Source organism: Haemophilus sp. HMSC071C11, assembly GCF_001837655.1.
GTDB classification, from domain to species: domain Bacteria; phylum Pseudomonadota; class Gammaproteobacteria; order Enterobacterales; family Pasteurellaceae; genus Haemophilus; species Haemophilus influenzae.
This window is the reverse complement of record NZ_KV833449.1, coordinates 26666-42268: the sequence shown is the minus strand read 5'-3', so window position 1 is coordinate 42268 and position 15603 is coordinate 26666. Positions and strand designations below refer to the sequence as shown.

Genomic DNA, 15603 nt, shown 5'->3' with positions numbered 1-15603 from the left:
TTTAAATTTCCTTATATATCGTTAATCCAAGGTCTGAAAATGAATCGTAACAGAATTGCCATCTTGGAATACTCGTTCTAATAAAACGAATTTCTACATTAGGATGACTTAACAAATTAAATGCAACAGAACTGAAGAACGTATAAATAATTACTTTTTTATTTGATAAATGTTTAAATACGTAATCTTCAAAAATGAGTTCTGATTCAACATAATTTACCCCATCAACTCGATAATCTTCTGCTGGATGAGGGAAATAATAGCCAAAAGGAAGCTGATCTTTTAATTTTTTTATTAATGAGAGGTTTTCCTCTTTTGTATTTAACAATGGTTGCCCAATAAAAAATGAGACCTCGCCATCTATATCACCATCTATTTTATTATCCCATAAAGAAACTGGTTCAATATTAGAAACAATATTTTTGTAATTAGGATAAACCGTATAATGTTTTTTTATTTTTTTAAATAATTTATTTACACTATATTTATCGCCAATAAAGGCTTTAATCAGTTTATATTTAAATGTGTCAGGCTCTCTCAATAAATTAGGATGTGGGAAAATATTATCTGAACCATCATCAAAGGTATAAAGCTCTTTAAATGAAACATGACTAAGATAAGTTTGTAGCCATAATGAATTAAGATTGGCGAGAAAAACCTTATCAAAACCTTTGTGCGTAATTTTATTCTTAAGCTGGCGCATTAACTTGAGAAAATCGAAACCTTTTAGATCTTTTCCCGTATCAATATTCATCGAATCACTACAAACCTCCGCTAATTTACTCGCATACAAGGTTCTTTTTTTATCCCATACACCACCAAACATTACGCCAAAGAATTGCTCGTTAGGATGTAATTCAATTATTTTTCTCGCAATTAATACTTGCAATGGTGTACAACAAAGAATGAGATTCATAGGGTTTTACTCACTTTAGATGTCATAAAATAAAGAATAGGAATAATGGAAAGCGAACCAATAATTCCAGCATAAGGGATATATTTAATTTCTGTAAAAGTTAAAACTACAAGGCTCGCTACATAAATGATTGTAGATAAAACGGAACATTGGGAAATAAGTTTATTTTTCCCATAATAGAAAAGATAATTAACTAAAATCAAATAAGGAATACTTAATGTGGTCGAAATTAAAAATAAAATAAAATAATATTTCGTTCCCACAAATTGACTACCTAAAATCCAAACTAACACATCCTCAGGAATAATCCACATTATTAAGGCAGGAATAGGTATTAGCAAAAAGGAAAATAACGCCCATTTATGTAACTGTTGAATAACTAATTTTTTTTGTTTTAAGGCTTCATAAAAATAGGGGATAATCGCTTTATTAAGTGCTTGAATAGCAATAGAAACAATTAAAGCAAGTTGAGCCCCCATAGCATAAAGCCCTAAATCTGTTTCACTGAATTTGTGATAAATAAAAATACGGTCTAACTGCCCTTTTAAGAAAAAACTTGCATAATGTAAAATAAGCGGTAATCCAAATCCTAAAATATAAAATAATGCAGATTGATAATGTTTAAATTGATATTTTTTAGATGTCGTACTCTTTCTGTAAAGAAAATAAGAAAAAAACCAGACGACTAAATTGCTCAATAAAATTGCCAAAATTCTTTTTTCAACAAGATCATTTTGATAATACTCAAGCAATGCGACGGTAAATACAGCTCCCGTAACAGTAAGTGAAAATTGAATAAAAGCATAAGACCAAGCCTTTTTCTGGCATTGTCTTACACTTAGCTGAACATTTAAGAAAGATTGGAAAATTGAGGAAAGTGCAGCGTAAAATAATATTTCAGACTGAGCAATCCAACAACCCATTAAAATAATACTGCCGATTATCGTGGTATAAGCATAGCCGGTATTCACCACTAAATTTAATGAACGTTTTCCGTAAAAATAAAAATAACGGGAAATTGCGCCTTCTTGAGTTAAAGAAACCACAATTAAAAATAAACTTAAAAAAGTTTGATAATAAGAAAGTGAGCCATACCCTTCTACGCCCAATTTACGGGATAAATAAGGCAAAAGTAAAAAAGGAACTAACTTTGACGATAATTCCCCAACAAGGTAAATAGCACTATCTTTAAAAACTTTCATAAATATCACCGCACTTTTGATGAATTCGAGCGTTCGTTTATCAAAAAATAAGGGGGCTTATTTTAACAAAATCAACATAGACAAGCTATGACTAATCATTATAATGAAACTGCTCTACATCAAGGATCTTATCTATGTTAGAACTCGGAAAACTTCTTACCACACTTATCGCACCACCTCTTAATACCTTTGTATTACTGATTATTGCAGCGATTATTTATTGTGTTCATTTCAAAAAATTAGCCAAATTTCTTGCGATTATAAGTTTCACTTGGCTTTATATCATGAGTGTGCCTTTTACTGGTTTATTGCTAACAAATAATGATGATTCTCCAGCCCTTACGCTAGATGAGTATAAACAAGCTCAAGCCATCGTCATATTAGGCGGTGGATCTTACCAAACCAAAGAGCTGTATGCAGAAACGGCTTCTGGTGCACCACAACTAGAACGTTTACGTTATGCGGCATTTTTACAAAAGGAAACGGGCTTGCCTATTTTAACCACGGGCTATTCTTTGATAGGCATTTCTGAAGGCGATTTAATGGCAAAAGAACTTAACCAATTCTTTAATGTGCCAACACAATGGATCGAAAATAAAGCCCGTAATACGGAAGAAAATGCCAGTTTCACTAAAAATATTTTAGTGAAAGATCATATTCAAAAAATTATTTTAGTAACAAATCAATGGCATATGAAACGAGCCAAATATCTTTTTGAAAAACAAGGATTTGATGTTCTTCCTGCTGCAGCGGCAAGCTATGGCAGCAAAGGAAATCTATCTGCAAAATCTTTTATTCCTGACTTAGGTGCGTTAAATAGCAATATGGTTTTATTAAAAGAGTGGATTGGTTATTGGAAAGCCCATTATGTAGAATAATTTGCTTATAAAACTCGATGACTTGTTGTTTGAAAAGAAAATTATATTTGCTCATAAAAAAATCTGCACCTTAGTTAGTTGTTTAGTCCAACTTTTGGGGTGCAGATCAATTCAAGGCTTTTTTATTATATTTCAACATTTTATCTATAAGAAAAACCGAATCCCATAGAGATTCGGCTTTAATTATGTTGTGTTTGAAAATTATTCTTTATGTATTATGACTTACGCTAATTCCGCACGTAATTTTTTGGTTACATCCACCATCACTTTTAATTGGTCGATGGTTTCTGTCCAGCCACGCGTTTTTAAACCGCAGTCTGGGTTTACCCATAAGCGTTCTTTTGGAATTACATTTAATGCTTTACGTAATAAATGTTCCACTTCCGCCGCCGTTGGTACACGAGGGCTGTGAATATCGTAAACACCTGGGCCAATATCATTTGGATATTTGAAATCTGCAAATGCCGTTAATAATTCCATATCTGAACGTGAAGTTTCGATGGTAATCACGTCTGCATCTAATGCCGCAATGGCAGGTAAGATGTCGTTAAACTCGGAATAACACATGTGAGTGTGAATTTGCGTATCATCTTGCACGCCCATTGAGCTTAAACGGAATGCTTCGCCTGCCCATTGTAAGTATGCGTCCCAATCTGCACGTTTAAGCGGTAAACCTTCACGAATGGCTGGTTCGTCAATTTGAATGACTTTAATGCCTGCTGCTTCTAAATCTAACACTTCATCAGATAATGCTACGCCGATTTGTTTACATACGGTTGAACGTGGAATATCGTTACGCACGAATGACCATTGTAAAATAGTCACAGGGCCTGTGAGCATTCCTTTCATTACACGGTTTGTGAGGCTTTGTGCATATTGAGACCAGCGTACTGTCATTGGCTCTGGGCGAGTTACATCACCGTAAATCACTGGTGGTTTTACACAACGTGAACCATAGCTTTGTACCCAACCAAATTTAGTGAATGCGAAACCATCTAATAATTCCCCAAAGTATTCCACCATGTCGTTACGTTCTGCTTCACCGTGAACTAACACATCTAAATCTAATTCTTCTTGGCGACGTACTACATATTCGATCTCTTTTTTCATTGCCGCTTCGTAATCTGCAAGAGATAACTCGCCTTTTTTGAAACTTGCACGTGCGTGACGAATTTCAGTAGTTTGTGGGAATGAACCAATGTTTGTAGTTGGCAGAAGCGGTAAATTTAACCACGCATTTTGCTTAACGATACGTTCTGCAAATGGCGATTTACGTTGATCCGCACCTTTTGGCAAGTTTGCTAAACGTTCTGCCACTTCAGGGCGATGAATTTCTTTTGAGGTTGCACGTGCATCTGCTGCCGCTTGGCTTGCATCTAATGCTGCTTGTACAGACGCTCTGCCATTATTTAACGCTTGTTTTAATACGTTTAATTCTTCTACTTTTTGTAGCGTGAAAGATAACCAGCTGTAAAGTGCGGTATTTTTTTCTTTTAATTGTACTTCCACTTCTAAATCAAATGGGGTATGCAATAATGAACAGCTTGGTGCAATCCATAAACGCTCACCTAATTTTGCTTTTAATGGCTCTAATACATCTAACACTTTGTTTAAGTTTGCACGCCAGATATTACGACCTTCAATCACACCAGCTGATAACACTTTGCTGTAATCTTCAAATTCCGCAAGTTGTTCTGGTGCACGAACTAAATCTAAATGCAAGCCTGCAACAGGTAAGGCTTTTAATAATTCAGCGTGTTCTGCAACTGAACCAAAATAAGTGGCTAATAATAATTTTGCGTTCACTTTGCTTAATTCAGCGTAAACAGATTTATAGGCTTCAACCCATTCTGCTGGTAAATCTAATGCTAATGCAGGTTCATCAATTTGAATCCATTCTGCCCCTTCAGCCACTAATGCATTTAAAATTTCAACATAAACAGGCACTAATTGATTTAATAAATCGAAACGGTTAAATGCTTCGCCTTTTTCTTTACCTAACCATAAGAATGTTAATGGGCCAACAATCACAGGTTTGAAGTTTAAGCCTAAGGCTTTTGCTTCACGGATTTGGTTTACATAATGTGCTGGATTAGCTTTGAAAGCGGTCGATTTTTGGAACTCAGGCACAAGATAGTGATAGTTCGTATCAAACCATTTGGTCATTTCAATTGCGAATTGATCTTTGTTACCACGTGCAAGTTGGAAATATTGATCAAGGGTTAAATTTTGGCTATCAAAACCAAAACGAGCAGGAATTGCCCCTGTTGCCACTTGTAAATCTAAAATATGATCGTAGAACGTGAAATCGCCCACTGCAACGAAATCCGCATTGGCAGCCGCTTGATGTTTCCAGTTTTTTTCACGCAATGCTTTCGCTAAATCTAATAAATCTTGCTCTGCTAATTCTTTACGCCAATAACGTTCTTGTGCAAATTTTAATTCACGTTTTGCCCCTACACGAGGAAAGCCTAAAATATGTGATGTTGTCATAATAACTCCCAATTTAAAGTAATTTTTTTAATCATTTAGACGGCTAAACGTCTATACCAATATAGAATGCTTGATCTTCATTTATTATGCAAACTTATTATTTTCAGGATTTACATTAAATAAATTCATAATCAAGCATTCTTTTATCTATCAAATAACGATGAATCAATTCAGCTAACTTATTTCCTTAAAATTAATCTCGCTTACGACTTAATAACCACCAAATCATTACAATGAAAAGCAAGCTCGGGATCAATGCACCAAAAATAGCAGGAATACCGTAAACTACACTCGTTTGTCCTAAAATTTCATTAACAACATAAAATAAGAATCCTACACAAATCCCAGTAACTATCCTTGCACCTGCAGTCACACTGCGTAGCGAGCCAAAAATAAAAGATAAGGCTAATAACATCATTACGCCAACGGATACAGGCTGGAAAATTTTACGCCAAAACGTGAGTTCAAAACGACTCACATCTTGCCCTGTTTCACGCAGAAATGAAATGTAATGATATAAACCTGAGATAGATAATGATGTCGGACGCAAAGAAACCGCACCTAATTTATCTGGCGTCAAACTAGTTTCCCAAGTTTCTGATAAATGATTCGTTGTGATGATTTCATCTTTCATAATCGTTGAATGATTAACTTGACGCAATGTCCATTTAGCTTCATCTTCAGAATAACTCGCCTGGTTTGCATGTTTTAATTTTATTAAATTATGCTGTTGATCAAAGGTATAAATATAAATATCGTCTAATTTTGTATCATCCGTCACACGCCTAACAAATACAAAATGATGACCATCTTTCGCCCACACACCATTTTTAATTGAAAGTATTGAACCACCAGAAAGAGCCTTAGCGCGCATATCTCGTGCAAATTGTTCTGTTTGTGGAATTCCCCACTCCCCAATAATCATTGTAAATACTACTAATGGTAATGCAGTTTTCATTACCGCTATACCTATTTTAAAGCGAGAAAATCCAGCTGATTGCATAATAACAAGTTCGCTTCTGCTAGCAAGATTACCTAGTGCAATTAATGCCCCAAGCAATGCTGCCATAGGAAAGAAAGTTTCAATATCTTTCGGTATAGTTAAACCAGTAAAAATTACCGCTTGCCAAATATCATAAGTGCCTTTACCTACACTACGAAATTGTTCGACAAATTTAATAATCGCCGACAATCCCACTAAAGTCATTAAAGTAGCAAAAATCGTGCCAAGAATACTTTTTCCAATATAACGATCAAGGGTATTTATCATTTTGCCGATCCTTTCTTACTGAATAAATAGCGAAATTTATACATTATTTCACTGTCCCAGCTATTCAACACCACAGCAAGTAAGAAAAATCCGATATTAACAAGCGGCATTAAAAGTTCAGCCTCTAATTTTCCCGCTGAACCTGCAGATTTAAAAGAGCTTTGTAACAAGAAATAAATTAAATAGAGTAAAAGTGCGGGTAAAATTTTGGCAAATCTACCTTGTCGAGGATTTACGCGACTTAATGGTACAGCAATCAATGCCATTAATGGCACTGCCAAAATTAAGGTAATACGCCAATGCAATTCAGCTTTCGCAGAAGAAGAATCTAAATCGATAAGTTGAGACAATGTTAATTCTGCTACTTCATCATTGGTATTTTCTGCGGATTGATAACCTAAATAGGCGTGATATTCATCAAAATGCGTAATGCGAAAATCTGGCAAAGCGGAGGTTCCTTCAACCCGTTTTGTATTTTTCAAATTTAAGACTTGATCACCATTTGGCAACGCAATTAATTCCCCTTTTTCAGCTGTTATCACTGAAGGTTTTGTTTGTTTTTGAGGTGTCATTTGAAATAAATAAACATTGCGGATTTGATTATCTTTAATCTTATCAATAAATAACACAACGTTATTATTGTTGGTAGAAATAAACTGACCTGAAGACAGCACGCCAACGGTTGGATTAGCCTTTGCATCTTCCACCATATTCACTTGTTTTTGAATTGCCCAAGGCGAAAGCCATAATGCGTTATAAGCGGCAATACCTGCCGTTAATAAAGACATAATCAGTGCCACTTTAACCAAAATCCGTTGCCCCACACCGCAACCGCACGCGCGCATCACTGTGATTTCACTTTCAGCGTAAAGGCGACCAAAAGTCAGTAAAATCGCAATAAATAAACATAGTGGCAACATCAACTGCGCCATTGTCGGCATTCCTAAGCCTAATAAAGAGAAAACCAAATCAGCTGGCACATTCCCATTTGCCGCCGCACCTAATACACGCACAAACTGCTGACTAAAAAAAATCAATAGCAAAATTAGTAAAATTGCGATTTGGCTTTTGAAAACTTCTTTTATTAAATATCGAATTAAAATCATCTTATTTCGTTTGTTTTTCTAAATCTAAAACGGAGGAAAACTGGATAAAATCGGTCGCATATGATAACTTATTTTCGCTGAATTAAACAGAAATTTAAGGACAACAAATGAAATATCAAGCAAAAAATACCGCACTTTCTCAAGCCACTGATTGCATTGTTTTAGGCATCTATGAAAATAATAAATTTTCAAAAAGTTTTAATGAAATCGATCAATTAACCCAAGGTTATTTAAACGATTTAGTGAAATCAGGTGAGCTCACTGGCAAATTAGCCCAAACCATTTTACTTCGTGATCTTCAAGGTTTATCTGCTAAACGCCTATTAATCGTTGGCTGTGGCAAAAAAGGAGAACTCACAGAGCGTCAATATAAACAAATCATCCAAGCTGTATTAAAGACACTAAAAGAAACCAACACGCGTGAAGTCATTTCTTATTTAACTGAAATTGAATTAAAAGATCGCGATCTTTATTGGAATATCCGCTTTGCCATTGAAACGATTGAACACACCAATTATCAATTTGATCATTTCAAATCTCAAAAAGCAGAAACCTCTGTTTTAGAATCTTTCATCTTTAATACGGATTGTAATCAAGCACAACAAGCTATTTCTCACGCCAATGCCATTAGCTCAGGCATAAAAGCAGCACGTGACATCGCAAATATGCCACCAAATATTTGTAATCCAGCTTATCTTGCTGAGCAAGCAAAAAATTTAGCAGAAAATTCTACCGCACTTTCATTGAAAGTTGTGGATGAAGAAGAAATGGCTAAACTTGGAATGAACGCTTATCTTGCCGTCTCAAAAGGCTCTGAAAACCGTGCTTATATGTCTGTTTTAACATTCAATAATGCGCCAGATAAAAACGCCAAACCCATTGTACTTGTAGGCAAAGGATTAACCTTTGATGCTGGCGGTATTTCACTTAAACCCGCCGCAGATATGGATGAAATGAAATATGATATGTGCGGTGCAGCCTCTGTCTTCGGCACAATGAAAGCCATTGCACAGTTGAACTTACCATTAAACGTTATTGGTGTTTTAGCAGGTTGTGAAAATCTGCCAGATGGCAATGCTTATCGCCCAGGCGATATTCTTACCACTATGAATGGTTTAACTGTAGAAGTTCTTAATACTGATGCAGAAGGTCGATTAGTGCTTTGTGATGCACTTACTTATGTTGAGCGTTTTGAACCTGAGCTTGTTATTGATGTTGCAACCTTGACTGGTGCTTGTGTGGTTGCACTAGGGCAACACAATAGCGGCTTAGTTTCTACAGATAACAATCTTGCCAATGCACTACTCCAAGCCGCAACAGAAACCACTGACAAAGCGTGGCGTTTACCATTAAGCGAAGAATATCAAGAGCAACTTAAATCGCCTTTCGCCGACCTTGCCAACATTGGTGGTCGCTGGGGTGGCGCAATTACAGCGGGTGCATTTTTGTCTAACTTCACGAAAAAATATCGCTGGGCACATTTAGACATCGCAGGCACTGCTTGGTTACAAGGCGCAAATAAAGGTGCAACAGGTCGCCCTGTTTCGCTATTAACCCAATTTTTGATTAATCAAGTTAAATAACCACAAAACTGGCACACGTTGCACCTTTAAATCGATTACTCTGCTAGTTCGGTTTGCTCGTGTGCCATCAGTTCCTGACCCACATCATCAAGCAAACTTAGATAACGTTCATATTGTTTCAACATATCGGCAATCAATTCATCTTGATCCATATATTGAACATCGTAACCGACTCGTCCATCAAAAAAATAAGTGTAAGGCTCGTAAGTAACACTATGCTGAATGTGCGGTAAATTTTCATCGTTAATTAATTGCTCTGACACTTCTCGCCCAACAGATTTAATACCATACATAAAATCTCGCATTGATTCTTTATGAATTACCAATTCCAAAGCTGGCTCTTCTTGTTCAAATAATGTGTTGATTTCTACACTTAAATTATATTTTCCTGTTAATTCTTGACGTAATTCTCGCATAGCGGGTAACGCCGTATTTTTAAGGAAACGTAAAATATCTTTCTCTTGCGTTTGGTTCATCATTTGCTCTAAATGTGATTTCCATTTATCGCCGCTCCAGAAAATACTAGTTGGATTGACTTTAGTAGAAAAATATTTTTTATCCGCAATTAAGCCTTTCCATAAACTAAAACACATTACCAACATCAATAAAGCAAAAGGCAAGGCAACAATTAATGTCATTGTTTGCAAATTAGCAAGTCCACCAGATTGCATTAGCACAATTGCAACAACTGACATCAAAGTGCCCCACATTATGGCTTGCCACGCAGGAGAAGCTAAACTTTTATCTCGAGATGCAATGTTATTTAACACATAAATACCTGAATCCGCTGAAGTGATAAAAAACAATGAAATCACTAATAAGCTCACAAAGCCTGTTATTGTTGGTAAAGGCAGATAATTTAAAAATTTAAATAATAAAATTTCTGGGGAAGAAATAAATTCGCCAAGCCCGCCCGCAGCAATGCCATCATTTAGCCATACTGCTGTATTACCAAAAACAGTAAACCATAAAATACCAAATAAACTTGGAATAACTAATACGCCAAAAATAAATTCACGGATAGTTCGCCCTTTAGAAATACGCGCAATAAATAAACCCACAAACGGAGCCCAAGAACACCACCAAGCCCAATAAAGCACAGTCCATCCGCTAAACCAGCTAGTATGTTCTTGTTCATAAGCATAGGTTTTAAAACTGAGTTGCACTAAATTGCTGAAATAATTACCAATATTGTCGCTAAATGCAGATAAAAGGTATAACGTAGGGCCTGAAATTAAAACAAAAAGAAGTAAACAAAATGCTAAAGTTAAGTTAATTTCACTTAATATTTTCACGCCTTTTCCAATACCAGAAATAGCAGAAAACACCGCTAAACACATCACCACAACAATAACGCCAACTTGTAAGGCAAAGCTGTTCTGACTTATCCAACCTATTTGTTCAAGCCCTGCACCAAGCTGTGATGAACCAAAACCTAATGTAGTAATAATCCCAAATAATGTGGCAAGTAATGCCATAACATCAATCGCATCGCCAATTTTGCCATTAATACGATCTTTTAATAAAGGATAAAAACAAGAGCGCAACGCTAAAGGTAATTTATAACGAAACCCAAAATAAGCTAATGCTAAAGCAATGGTGCCATATACTGCCCACGCGTGAATTCCCCAGTGGAACAAAGTATGAAGTAAAGCCTCTTGTTGTTTATGTTCTGCAGAACCTACTGTAATGTCAGAAAGATAATGGGTTAATGGTTCTGCTACGCCAAAAAACATCAGCCCAACCCCCATTCCAGCGGCAAATAACATCGCAAGCCAAGATAAGAAACTAAATTCAGGTTCTTCTTCATCTTGCCCTAGTTTTATATTGCCAAGACTACTTACTGATAAAATTAATAAAAATCCTAAAAACACTGAAAAAGTGAGTACATAAAACCAACTAAAATTAGCAAAAATACCACTTTTAGCTTGATTCAATAATGCTTGAGTTTGCTCTGGCGCAATAAAAATCATTGCCATCAGTAACAATATAAAAAATAACGTAACGCCAATTACCAAAGGATTAAATGACGTTCGCTTTGTCATAAATTGAGATAAAGACAAACTTTTCCCCTTAACGATTAAATGAATAGATTAAAAATAGATTTAATAAACATTGCCTAGAGGCAAAAATGTGTAATGGAACCACTACAAAGGACAGCACATAGAAGTGCGATTTTGAAGGAAACGTTCAGTAGGAATTGAAGGATTGTTTCCAAAAACTTGTGTATATTAACAAAATACAGTCATTATTTCAAATTAGTGAAAGCTAAACTAAAAAATGCGGTAAAATTTACAAAATAATTTACCGCACAAATATCATTTATTTTAAAGCCATTTCTACAAGGATATTATTGCTTTTAAGCCAATTCTTCTCCCCTCTTTTACAACATTTTCTAACCGCACTTTAAATCCGTGTAATTCCGCAATTCGCATAACAATAGAAAGTCCCAAGCCACTTCCCTTTTCATTTTGCCCAGCTGGACGATAAAAACGCTGTCCAAGTTTTTTCAAATCTTCAGGTTCAACGCCACCACCATTGTCCTCAATAATAATCTGTGAGGATGAAATTTTTACTGAAACGATTGTATCTTCAGGACAATATTTAATAGCATTGTCGAGTAAATTTCTAAGCATCAATGAAACTAAAATTGATTGCCCTTGTTTTTGCTTTGGTTCAGATTCTTTCTCAAAAACCAAGGTAATTTTACGTTTTTCTGCCACAAAATAACGCTCAGAAATTAATGATTGAACAATAGCTTCCCAATCAAGCAGCTGTAGTGTTTCTAAGGCTTGCAAATTATCCAAGCGGGAAAGCGTTAATAATTGTTCAATCAATTGCGAAGCCCGATCAATGCCTTGCGTTAAATGTAAAAGTGCTTGTTCTCGTAACGCTACATCATCGCCAGCTAGTTGCGCAACTTCAGTTTGAATACGCAATGCCGCCAATGGACTACGCAATTCGTGAGCTGCATCAGAAGTAAAACGGCGTTCGCGTTGCAACATAGCTGAAGTGCGGTCAAAAAATTGATTTAAATTTTTTACTAAGGGTAAAATCTCAACGGGTAGCCCCTCCGTATTCAGCAATGACACATCGCCAGATTTTCTCGTTTGTACTTCTTGGCTTAAACGTTTAATCGGTCGAAGTTCTTTATGAATCAACCATCCTAAAACAATGATCAAAATAGGCAAACTGGCAAACCAAATCCACATTTGCCCCAAAATCATTTCTTCAATTAAATCTTCACGGTAATCTAATTCTTGCCCTACTGCGATAACTAATTCTCCATTAGCTGCCATACGCCAAAAAATTCGCCATTTATCGTCATCATCATAAATATTCGCATTATAAAACCCCGTTTTATAATTAAAAATAAAATCTTTTCCATTTCGTCCATCACTGAATAAAAGTTTCCCAGTTTTAGAAAAAATAGCAAAGGCTAAGGCATCATCGTCATAACTTTTTTTTAATACCGACTGTGAATTTTTATTTAGCGTTGTGCTAGATTCCAACAAAATAGTACTTAAATCTGAATTTGCGAGCCGTTCAGCAAAGAGAACTTGTTGTGCATCAAAAACTTTATTCACATCGTGGCGAACTTGCCACCAAGCCACAAGCGTAGAACCCAGCCAAACAAAAAGTGCGGTTAAACAAAGCACAGAAATAAGACGCAACGTAAGGCTTCTATTTTTCATTTTTCAACTTGTCCCAAAGCATATCCAACACCGTGTACCGTGCGAATAAATTGTTTCCCCAATTTTTGGCGTAAATTATAAATATGCACATCCAATGCGCCACTGCTAATTTCCTCATCCCAACTGGATAATTTTTCTTCAATGGATGAGCGAGACAATACGCGATCTTTATTCAGCATAAATAATTCAAGCAATTTATATTCACGGCTTGTTAAAGAAATGGGTTGATTATTCAGCCAAACAGAACGTTGATTCTGATCTAGCTTAACACCAGCCTGTTCTATCACAGAATGATGATATCCATAACGACGACGAATAAGGGCTTGTAAACGTGCGGCGACTTCAGCCAAAGCAAAAGGCTTGCAAAGATAATCATCTGCACCACTTTGTAAACCTTTAACTCGTTCATCTAAAGTATCACGAGCAGTCAAAATTAATACGGGAACATCTTGATGATTAGATCGCCATTGTTGCAATACATCTAATCCATCAAGTTTAGGCAAGGTTAAATCCAATACCACCGCATCATAAGATGCAGAGGTTAAAGCAGCCATTCCTGTTTTTCCATCGGTAAACCAATCCACCGCAAAACCAAGTTTAGTTAAACCAATCTGCAACCCATTGCCGATTAGATTATCGTCTTCTATCAATAAAATTCTCATAAAAAATTGACCGCACTTTATAGACAAAAATAGCGAGCTAACGCCCGCTATCTTCAAAGATAATTATTCTGCTTTTTCAACGCGCAATACATCAAGTTCTGCTTTCTCAAAGGCTTCGTTATCCAATTTTCCATAAATTTTCACTTTATCCTTTGAATCTACGTTTAAACCATTCCAAACGCGTTTTTTGATTTCAATCTTGATTTGCCCTGTCCCATCAGTAAACCAAAATTCATCGTCATCAATTTGTTGTGTAATATTACCCACCAAAGTAATCATTGAATTATCAGCCGCAGATAAAGCTTGTTTTACGCTAATTGCAGCAGGGGCTGTTTGTTGAAAACCACCTTGACTATTATTGCCATTAAAACCAGCAAATGCTGAAGTGGTTGCTAATGCGAAGATTGTTGCTAATGCAAATTTTTTCATAACGTTTCCTTTTTAAGTTAGTTAATTTCAAGCACCATTGCTTGGATGTGTGTATTAAAACAAATAAATCTTAATAAAAGATTAAGAGGACTATACTTTTTTGGTAAGACTTTATCAAGGCAATTTTGCGACCACTGCATAGCCTTCAATTAAGCCGTCCACTTCATAAGAAGCATTTGCAGTAATAAAAGCAACCTCACCTTGTTTCAAAGAAAGTGCGGTCGTTTCTGAGCGTAAATTTAACTGCCCTTTCATTACTAATAAAATACTCGCACTTTGTGCTTTTAAATGATGTGTTTCGCCACATTCATATTGAATATTTTGCAAATCGAAATCTTTTGCTGGCGTGGCGTAAGTAAATATGCGTGCGTCTTGAGGGGCTGTTGGAATAATTTTAGGCTCCACTTCACGGCAATCGACAATTTTAAGCAATTCTGGAATATCGACATATTTAGGCGTTAAACCACCTCGAATTACATTATCTGAACAAGCCATCAGTTCAATATTTTGCCCACGCAAATAAGCGTGTGGAATGCCAGCATCTTGGGAAATTCCCTCGCCTTTTTTGAGATGTACAATATTAAACAAATAGAAACAAATTAAACCTGCATCTAATTTATCTAAAGAAATATTCATCGCATCAATAGTGTAAAGCACCCAATAATCTGGATTAATTAAATCAAGATTGTTAGCCTCATAAGCTGCTTGATTCTCTAACAGAATTGGGGAAAACCATTGGTACAATAGCGTTTGATCTGCCTACATAATATCAGCATAAAAATCAGGTAAATCTTGTTCCTGCAATTTTTTTGCAAGCTTCTATAATATCCGATTTATTTTTAAAACCATGCAACAACCAGAAATCAGATAAAGCAATCATCATTTCAGGTTTATGATTGTTATCTTTATAAGTACGTGTTGATGCTTTTAAATCAATGCCTTTCGCATTTTCTTCCGCAAAACCTATTTCAGCTTGCGTTTTTGTTGGATGAAGTTGAATGGAAAGAGGTTGGGCGACATCAAGAATTTTTAATAAATACGGTAATTCATCAGCAGGAATATTCAGTAATTCTGGAATATATTGATGCCCTCCCCATACGTAATTTTGGAGTGAGCCTGTAAGTTTATAAATCATTATTTATTTCTATTTTAACTAGCGTAACCGTGGGTAAGTATACCCACGGCTAGTTATAGTCGTTCCTCTTTGAGGAATCTCACACTACCCCAACGGGGTAGCCTTAAAATTAGCCTAGGATATACCTACCCTAGGCAATTTGTCTTCCCCTAGATTATTTATTTAACCGCAGGTAAGTATACCCACGGTTAGTTATAGTAGCTCCTCTTTGAGGAATCTCACACTACCCCAACG

General features: G+C 35.9%; 11 protein-coding genes and 1 pseudogene. 2 read left to right on the top strand and 10 right to left on the bottom strand.

Annotated features, from left to right (window positions below; genetic code table 11):
• Nucleotide 1: 1 nt before the first annotated feature.
• The gene (gene lsgB, locus HMPREF2644_RS08015; protein ID WP_005688025.1) at nucleotides 2-916 is read right to left on the bottom strand and encodes a lipooligosaccharide biosynthesis sialyltransferase LsgB; all 915 of its coding nucleotides are present in this window, start codon (nucleotides 914-916) and stop codon (nucleotides 2-4) included.
• Nucleotides 913-2118 carry a lipooligosaccharide flippase LsgA gene (gene lsgA, locus HMPREF2644_RS08010; protein WP_005658235.1) on the bottom strand — a complete coding sequence of 402 codons (1206 nt, stop codon included), beginning with the start codon at nucleotides 2116-2118 and terminating at the stop codon, nucleotides 913-915. Before lsgA ends, lsgB begins: the two co-directional genes overlap by 4 nt.
• 134 nt (nucleotides 2119-2252) lie before the next feature.
• Between lsgA and HMPREF2644_RS08005 the strand changes: the two genes are divergently transcribed.
• Nucleotides 2253-2996, top strand: a complete 744-nt coding sequence (locus HMPREF2644_RS08005) for a YdcF family protein (RefSeq protein ID WP_005658239.1) — start codon at nucleotides 2253-2255, stop codon at nucleotides 2994-2996.
• A 222-nt stretch (nucleotides 2997-3218) separates the two neighbouring features.
• Here HMPREF2644_RS08005 and metE read toward each other — a convergent pair whose 3' ends face one another.
• From metE to lptF, 3 genes are all read right to left on the bottom strand, one after another.
• Complete coding sequence (gene metE, locus HMPREF2644_RS08000; protein ID WP_070828379.1) at nucleotides 3219-5489, bottom strand: 5-methyltetrahydropteroyltriglutamate--homocysteine S-methyltransferase; 2271 nt, start codon at nucleotides 5487-5489, stop codon at nucleotides 3219-3221.
• A 193-nt stretch (nucleotides 5490-5682) separates the two neighbouring features.
• Entirely contained in the window at nucleotides 5683-6759 is a 1077-nt protein-coding gene (gene lptG / locus HMPREF2644_RS07995) for an LPS export ABC transporter permease LptG (RefSeq protein ID WP_005658244.1), read from the bottom strand.
• Complete coding sequence (gene lptF, locus HMPREF2644_RS07990) at nucleotides 6756-7865, bottom strand: LPS export ABC transporter permease LptF (RefSeq protein ID WP_070828378.1); 1110 nt, start codon at nucleotides 7863-7865, stop codon at nucleotides 6756-6758. Before lptF ends, lptG begins: the two co-directional genes overlap by 4 nt.
• Nucleotides 7866-7972: 107 nt before the next feature.
• Between lptF and HMPREF2644_RS07985 the strand changes: the two genes are divergently transcribed.
• Nucleotides 7973-9448: a leucyl aminopeptidase gene (locus tag HMPREF2644_RS07985; protein ID WP_005658248.1), complete on the top strand. Its 1476-nt coding sequence runs from the start codon at nucleotides 7973-7975 to the stop codon at nucleotides 9446-9448.
• 35 nt (nucleotides 9449-9483) lie between these two features.
• On the opposite strand, the gene HMPREF2644_RS07980 is transcribed toward HMPREF2644_RS07985, so the two are convergent.
• The 5 genes and pseudogenes from HMPREF2644_RS07980 to manA all read right to left on the bottom strand — a co-directional run bounded on the left by HMPREF2644_RS07980 (nucleotide 9484) and on the right by manA (nucleotide 15369).
• The gene (locus tag HMPREF2644_RS07980; protein WP_005658251.1) at nucleotides 9484-11511 is read right to left on the bottom strand and encodes a BCCT family transporter; all 2028 of its coding nucleotides are present in this window, start codon (nucleotides 11509-11511) and stop codon (nucleotides 9484-9486) included.
• 276 nt (nucleotides 11512-11787) lie between these two features.
• Nucleotides 11788-13143 (bottom strand): quorum sensing histidine kinase QseC, encoded by a 1356-nt coding sequence (qseC, locus tag HMPREF2644_RS07975; protein WP_005658253.1) that lies wholly within the window; start codon nucleotides 13141-13143, stop codon nucleotides 11788-11790.
• On the bottom strand, nucleotides 13140-13805 hold the full coding sequence (locus HMPREF2644_RS07970) for a response regulator (protein ID WP_044365010.1): 666 nt from the start codon (nucleotides 13803-13805) through the stop codon (nucleotides 13140-13142). The genes qseC and HMPREF2644_RS07970 overlap by 4 nt, the downstream gene beginning before the upstream one ends.
• A 63-nt stretch (nucleotides 13806-13868) precedes the next feature.
• On the bottom strand, nucleotides 13869-14234 hold the full coding sequence (locus HMPREF2644_RS07965) for a YgiW/YdeI family stress tolerance OB fold protein (RefSeq protein ID WP_005688032.1): 366 nt from the start codon (nucleotides 14232-14234) through the stop codon (nucleotides 13869-13871).
• A 114-nt stretch (nucleotides 14235-14348) separates the two neighbouring features.
• Nucleotides 14349-15369: pseudogene (gene manA, locus HMPREF2644_RS07960) on the bottom strand (mannose-6-phosphate isomerase, class I).
• Nucleotides 15370-15603: the final 234 nt, after the last annotated feature.